Origin of the sequence: Mesorhizobium sp. M0514 (genome assembly GCF_040321145.1) — a bacterium.
Taxonomy (GTDB): domain Bacteria; phylum Pseudomonadota; class Alphaproteobacteria; order Rhizobiales; family Rhizobiaceae; genus Mesorhizobium.
The window spans coordinates 1-7,056 of the sequence record NZ_JAMYQZ010000158.1; the positions used below are offsets into that span (position 1 = coordinate 1).

The 7,056-nt window shown below is 58.2% G+C and carries 5 protein-coding genes and 1 pseudogene; all 6 read right to left on the reverse strand.

Annotated elements, in window-relative coordinates:
- Positions 1-367 precede the first annotated feature (367 nt).
- Positions 368-1,081, reverse strand: coding sequence for a DarT1-associated NADAR antitoxin family protein (locus tag NKI61_RS31875; protein WP_352842308.1), 714 nt, complete (start codon positions 1,079-1,081; stop codon positions 368-370).
- A 1-nt stretch (position 1,082) separates the two neighbouring features.
- Complete coding sequence (locus NKI61_RS31880; protein ID WP_352842309.1) at positions 1,083-1,592, reverse strand: DarT ssDNA thymidine ADP-ribosyltransferase family protein; 510 nt, start codon at positions 1,590-1,592, stop codon at positions 1,083-1,085.
- A 584-nt stretch (positions 1,593-2,176) separates the two neighbouring features.
- On the reverse strand, positions 2,177-4,126 hold the full coding sequence (locus tag NKI61_RS31885) for a DUF3732 domain-containing protein (protein WP_352842311.1): 1,950 nt from the start codon (positions 4,124-4,126) through the stop codon (positions 2,177-2,179).
- On the reverse strand, positions 4,126-4,653 hold the full coding sequence (locus tag NKI61_RS31890; protein ID WP_352842312.1) for a three component ABC system middle component: 528 nt from the start codon (positions 4,651-4,653) through the stop codon (positions 4,126-4,128). Before NKI61_RS31890 ends, NKI61_RS31885 begins: the two co-directional genes overlap by 1 nt.
- A 5-nt stretch (positions 4,654-4,658) precedes the next feature.
- Entirely contained in the window at positions 4,659-5,825 is a 1,167-nt protein-coding gene (locus NKI61_RS31895) for an ABC-three component system protein (RefSeq protein ID WP_352842313.1), read from the reverse strand.
- Positions 5,826-6,292: 467 nt separating this feature from the next.
- A pseudogene (scpB, locus tag NKI61_RS31900) lies at positions 6,293-6,975 on the reverse strand (SMC-Scp complex subunit ScpB); the annotation flags it as partial.
- Positions 6,976-7,056 lie beyond the last annotated feature (81 nt).

Below are 7,056 nucleotides of genomic sequence, written 5' to 3' on the forward strand. Positions count from 1 at the left end.
TGACGTGAACAATCACCAGCCTGCCATGACCGCCCCCTCTCAGCGAATTTGCAGAACTCTCAGCACACTACCCGGCGCCTCTCACGTTACTTTGGCTACACTTTCGACCGATGCGAGACTACACGCACCGCAGCCCTGGCCGCAACACTGCCAGGTACGACTCGGCAAATAGCACGGTCATGCCGGTCACACCGGCGCGGCAGACGATCTTTGGGCACGCACAGGAGCGATCAGAGGATCGCCCACGCCCGGGGGCCGGGGTCCGACCAAGACACGCCGAAGACAGGTGTACTGATACCGGTTACCCGGCGTGCGGTCTCGGCAGTGACCTTGCTGCTCTTGCGGAAGAAATTGCGCATACCGCCTCCTAGCCGACCCTAAGTCTGGCCTGCTTCAAATGAGGTTGATGCTCGGTCGGCCGAAGCGAATGAGCAGCCATCGCGGCAATGAAAACCTCGGGCGTTTTCAGGTACCGCTCCAGCTTGTTCTCCCTCATGAGCACTACGAACAGAGCGCACGTTATCGCCTGACAATTGACCGACTTGCTAGGGTTGAACTCTATGTCGGTGAAACCGGCATACTGCATTTCGCCGTCCACTCGATTTTTGAGCCATACACGGTGAGGAAAGATGGCATTGAGATAAAGCCAATCGTAGAACACGGTCGTGGGTTCTAGCGGGAACTCGAAGCCGTCGAATTTGAAGCCCACCAGTGCGCCGGAATTGCGGAGTCGTGGCTCGCGCTTCGCATCGCGCGGTTCAACCTCGTACAGATCGGTGTACGGCCCGCCGCGCTCGAATACCTTACTTCCCTGAAAGGCGTTCTCCAGCGGTATCTCGCCGATGCTGGTCATCACGCGCAGGTGAAACGCGCTAAGGTGCCGGCCGGCGACTTCATCAGACTTGCTAGATACTTCTAGCAACGGCGCATATCCGGCTTTCTTGGCGGCTTCATGCAGCGACCGGATATTCTTCTTCTTCTGAACCTCAGCGAAGCCACCGGCCCACGGAATTTCGAAATCCAATCGCCTGACGTAACCTTCGTCCTCGGTCGCAGGGATAAAGACTGGTCTCTCAGCCATTCTAAATGTTCCTTATTAAGCCCAGCGGGATGACATGGGGAACCAACACCTCGTATTTCTCCGCCTGCGTGAGACGCGCCTTAATCGCCGCGTCCTTCCAGTCCGTTCGGGTGTAAAGTATCTCAAAATCGATTAGCGGTTCAGCCTCTCCGATAGGAACCGATTCGACGCCAGCTTTGTTCGCGACATCGTTGGTGAAACGAACACCCGTGAACTGCATCACCGAGGGGTGTATTTGCAGAAAGATCGTGTCCGTGATCCTCCCATCCTGCCGGGCAACGTACTCCATCGGATGGCTGCTACGAAAGCAAAGGTGGACGTAGTTGCCCATTCCCTTCAACGCGTCGGCGTCCCGACTCCATTCATTGCCGCCCGGTGCCGGAACCTTGACCTTCTTCTGGTCAAGCTGCGCGAGTGGATAGAGTCCTCCCATTTCTTTAATCACCGGCAGGTTCCTCCGATCAGTGAAGTGATAGAGCAGCGGCACCTTTTCAAGAGTATCGATTGCCATGTTCCCCTCCGTCGCCGGCCGGTAGCGGCCTTGCCCCACACGGCTGGAATCCTTACGGCAGTCATCGCCCGAACGCCATGATCCGAGCCAAGGTGTTCAGATTGGCGACGTTCCTCAATTGTTCTATACGATGAAAATAGAATTCTACATCGCCAACTATGGTTAGAAATCGTCCACTTAGATCAAGATGCCGCCCAGTACATGAAGGGCACGCATTCCGAGTGTGAGTTCCGGCCGTAGCGGTCACCCGCTACCATCGATCCTCACACAGTTGTGCGGGTTTTGTTCACTGTGGGGAACGCTTGTAGCGCTACTCCGAATGGAACCGCGCCAGGTCAGCGCACAGGCGCTTATCCGCGGCGTGCTGGTGCAGGCGATTTCAGATGAAGCGCGAGCCTTTTATGAGGTGGTCGGCTTCCTGTCTTCGTCTCCGACCCCATGACGCTGATGATCGGGCTTCATGATCTGAATAGTGCGCTGAATTCTTGACATCATTTCTAGCCCGTTTCTTCACATGGCGTTTGCGTTCGTCGGAAGGTACGCCCGAAATGTGTCACGGGCGACTACGCCACGGCAGGGCCGTCTCACAGCCAATCGACCGGCACCAGCTTGATGTCGTCACGCCATTCCTCAGTCAGGGTCACTCCAGTGAGTCCGCCCCAAACATCCGTCGCGGCGTGGTCAAGGACAATAGCCTGCAACCGGCCTTCCGAGCGCATGACTTCCTTCGCGATCGCGTCGAAGACGGACCGCACGGCGGCGATGTCGTTGTCGCGGGCACGCCCTGTGGCACTTTCGTCACCTTCTGCAAAGCCGCGCGGGAAATAGACCTGGCTGGGCTGGTCGTAGACTAGCAGTCCCGGAACCGGATGGTGACCGACGAGGAAGAAGCGGTGAAGGGCCAGTGTGACCGCGATGTGATAGGCTAACCAGTTCGCGCCGCTGCCAATCTCCCATAGGTAGTCGGACCGATCCGGATGGATGACCTTAATGGTCAGATCGTCCAGCAGGAGCAGGATCGGCGCCTCGGGCCATTCCGCGTCGAGCAAGGGCAGAATGGTGGACGCCATGTTCTGGATGATCTGCAGGGCATTTTGCGTTTTGCGCTCGACTTCGCGCTCGGAATAGACCTTTCGAAGCTCGTTGACCCGCTCTCGCAGACGATCCAATTCGATCGTCAGGTCCGAACCTTCCTGCGTGCGGTCGAGCGAGACGAGCGCCTGCTGCAAGCCGCCGACGAAACGCTCGAGCCTGTCCTGTTGGAAAAGCGCCCCCTGCACTTCCTTTGATTTTTGTTCGAGCAGGGTGATTTCCTGGCGGACAGCGGTCAATGTCGCTGTGGCGTCTTCCACCTCCTTTCGCAGACGCAAACGTTCCTTGTCGAAAGTGTGCGATAGACTCGGCTGCGATCGCATCTCGATTTCAATACCCGCTAGCGCCTGTGTCAGAGTATCGAGCTTGGTTCGACCGACAGAGCCCATGGCAACCAGAGGATCGCCTGAATCGCTTACGCGCTTGCGCAACCATTCTGAGATGTTCAGGCGATCCCGCTGAATGAGGATCGCATCGCCGTAGGAGTTACTGCTGTCTAGCAGGCGCTGCAATTCGTTATAGGCTTGGCGTTTTTCCGTCAGATCGGCGGATGCCTGGCTTTCCAGCTGGCGAAGTTCCTGCAAGCGTGCCAGTGTGCCGTCGATCGACTCGACGGTAGTGAACGACTGCCGGGTATCGGCTTCGGCGGCTTGGCGGAGGAGATCGACGACGTCCGGCCATTTGCTAGGCATCGGGGTGGCTGCCGGCAATAGGCCGAATTCCAGCGCCTGACGCAGCAAAGCCTGGGTCTCCACCTGCCAAGCGTTCACCGCTTTTTTCGCCGCCTCGAGTGCTGCTTCCTTTCGGCGGGCCTCACGCTGCAGCCGGTCGATCTCCCACTTCGCCAGAAGCATTTCCGGTGTGAGGGCTCCCAGCACGTACGGGAAAATCGCCTTGAGCTTTTCACGATGCTCGCTCGTATCCGCATTGAAAAACAGCACCATCGGATTGGCGACGATATATTGGGGCTGGAATGTGAAAGCGAGCAGGTCCCTGAAGCTTACGCGTGACTGGAACCCGGAATCGGCATTCGGGTCGAGCCCGAGTTGGGATAGACCGGCGAGCGCGTCGAGTTTTCGCTTAACGGCATCCGCAGTGATATTTTTTTCGGGTGCCTGCATTGGCACCTCAAGCGCTGCTCCCTCGGCTAGATACATATCGCCAGTCTGGCGAGCATCGCCCGGCTCCCGCCTTGCTAGAAGCTTCTGTCCCTCTAACGTCTCTATCAGAAGGCCGAACCAGGCGCAGGCTGTCCGGATCGTTCCCACAGGAATGCTGCATTTTCCAGATCCCAGGCAGTAGTCAATGATGGGAATGACGGCGGATTTGCCGGTTTTGGACGACCCGCTGATGACGTTCACCATACCCGGATGGAATTCAACGATCCGCGGTTCGCCTCCGTTTTTTGGCCACAGGATGAGCTTGCGAATTTGAAAATGCATTAGACAGTTACCTGTAGAAGTTGGAACACCTGTGCTTGGGGCAGCCTTGCGCACCACCGCCCCAACTTGTCGGCGTTCGCGACGTGAAATTTCAGCCGCTCGGGCGGCCGGGGAACGTCGACATCGTTAGCCCGCACGAAGCCCGTCGCGTAGTCAACGTGAAGAAGCCGGGAAGCAATCCCGGTTCCGATCGATTGGAGGGTCAACTCGCGCATGCGCAAGGTCCTGTCATGGACCGCCATGAGACGCTCTCGCTGTTCGCTCAACTTTGCGACAAATTTACTGAGACCCGAAGGCAGGTTCGTCGATCTGAGGTCAGCGAGTGTGCGGGCGTGGAGGATGAGCGGCAGCGCCAGGAAGAAAGTCGGCATGGGGAGAAGTTCATCGATCTTTTCAGCCTGGAAGCCTCGTCCGAAACTCCACAGTAGATGAACACCAAAGGCAGGATTTTGCACCAAGGCGATAGGATTCGCCGTGTCGGAGGGCGAAGGCTGCGGTAACGCGCCTTCGATTTTGCCATCAGTCATTTCGGTCACTCGGGTGGAAACAATGTGAGATACTTGGGATGCCACCCGACGCGGCGGGTTTGCGCGAGACAGTTGAAGGCGCCGGCAATGAAATAGGAGGGGAGGGTCTGGCCTTCCAACGGCATGCCTGTGTTGGAGCACTCGCGATAGACCCGGCGGCCTCGATCCGGCACGGCAAGCACCGGTTGGGTGTCGTCAACTTCATCGCAAACCAGCAAATGCCGGCGGACGAGTTGCTCATCCAGCTCGGAAAAGCTGTCGGCGTAGACGGCGCCGTCGTCTGCCCACTTGACCTTGTCGGCCGTGGTTCTCATGTAGTCGCTGACTGCGGTCACGAGCATGATGTTGCTTGCTTCGATCGCGTTCAGCTGGCGAACGAACAGGGGCGCGCCCAGGAGCGTCCTGTCGATTGCCTGTGGCTCTGGCGCATCGATGCTGGGTGTCAGGACATTCGAGAAATTGTGCTTTCGCACGAAGGCCCAAAAGCGCTTTCGAAACGCGGAAGCCTCGATTGCAGGTGTCTGTCGCTGGCGGATCAGCTCGTCCATGTCATCGACCGCCAGCCCGATGGCTGCTGCGCAAAAATCGTCGATCGCATCGACGGGAAGAACGTTCAAGCGATCACGGATGGCGGCGACCGGATCGGCTTCCGCATGAAACGAGCATTGTTGGATGATGGCGCAGCATACAGCGTCCCCAGCCTTGAGGAAGCGGGCGAGATGTGGCTCACACCCCGTTCCCGTTTCACATTCTTCGAAGAGCTCCTTAATTTTTTTGAGGACTTTTTCCGCCTCGGCGGGACTGTCGGCCTTGCTGATCGCGGTGAGCAGCGCACCGGCTTTCGTGTCTGAGACATAATAGCGAAACTCAGACGTACTGGGATCGATGTTTGAATCAAGGCAGGTGTCGGCCCAGTTCCCGAAGGTCTTCCAGAGCTCTTCCGATTTGTTGCTTGCCGGGTTCTTTCCGCCCAGCGTGCTTTTGGCTTGTTCGAAGAGCGCCGTTCCGTCAGGACGATGGACGCCAACATCGTCGATATGTTCGAGGGAGACGGCGATACCGTCGGCCACGCTCAGGAGGTAATAGCAGAGCCGCACCTGCTGAAGCGAAAAGCCGAGATACTGTGCCGGAGCAGAGCTTTTTGCGGCTCTGGGAAGTGTCGGAATAGGCATTCAGTTATATCGTCCGCCACAGATGTGCCATTTACAACGAATGGTATTAATTGATTTTATATTTCGCGCAAACGCTTTTGTCTAAATTTACGTGGCCTGATGCGGCTCGCGTTTTCGCGGGCGATGGCAGCCAAACGCCACGCTTACGCCATCAGGCGATTCGCATGCGATTATGTTCGACCAACTTGCCGCCACTTCGTGGAATGGGTGATCCCCGAGAGGGACGCTGTCGTGGCGCACCGTGGTCGGGTTATTCTGGCGGCAGCGGCCGCGAGGAAAGGATCGCCCGCTTTGCCGATTTCCTGGGAATAGTCCCCAGATTGGTCCGCGCGCAAGTGTCGGGTGTCGATCTTGCCGGTCAGCTCGAGGCCTATTCGCGCAACCGGCAAGAAGACCAGGTCCAGATCTTTGGTAGAGAGGCCGGCGCTGGGCGAAGCCATGTTTCGTTCATCGCCGGCGACGCCAGAATCCCCGTCGCCGTCATTGGAAAACCCCGGCATGATGTCGCCCGCCAACAGCTTCTCCTTCGACAGCAACCCAGCATCCTCGAGCCCCTCGAAATCCGGCAGCTGGCGCAGCGTGTCGAGGCCGAAGTGGGACAGGAAGGTTTTCGTCGTCACATAGGTGTAGGGCGCGCCAGGTTGCGGACTGCGCGGACCCGAGGCGATAAGATCCTGCGAGCGCAAGACCCCGATCAGGTCGCGCGACACTTCCTTGCCGAAAAAGCTCGAGAGCTCGCCGCGCGTGATCGGCTGGAAGTAAGCGATGCACATCAGCACCAGGGCTTCGGACTGCGACAGCGCGGATTCCTGCGCCCCGAGCCCGTCGGCGGCCCGGATTGCATCGCCAAATCCCTTTTTCGTCTGATGCTGCCAGTCGTCGGCGACCGATACCAATTCGTGGGGGCGGCCGCGAAGCGCGTCGCGGATGTCGTCGATAATCACATCGATGTTGCAGCCTTTGCCGACGACGCGTGCGAGCACCTCGCGCGTCACCGGTTCGGCCGAGGCAAAGATCACCGCTTCGACCCGCCCATCCACTCGCGCCAGCGCAGCTCAGCCGGCAAATGCTCCAGTTCGGTATCAAGCAGCCGGTCGTCTGGCCGCGCTCGCTGGGCATCTTTTCTCCGGGCGCCGGATTGCTCAGCCATGGTCAAAGTGTGATTTTTCATGGAATGAGGACCCTGTTTGAGGGGTGATTTTCGTCCAAACGGGACCCCTTAACGAAGGGG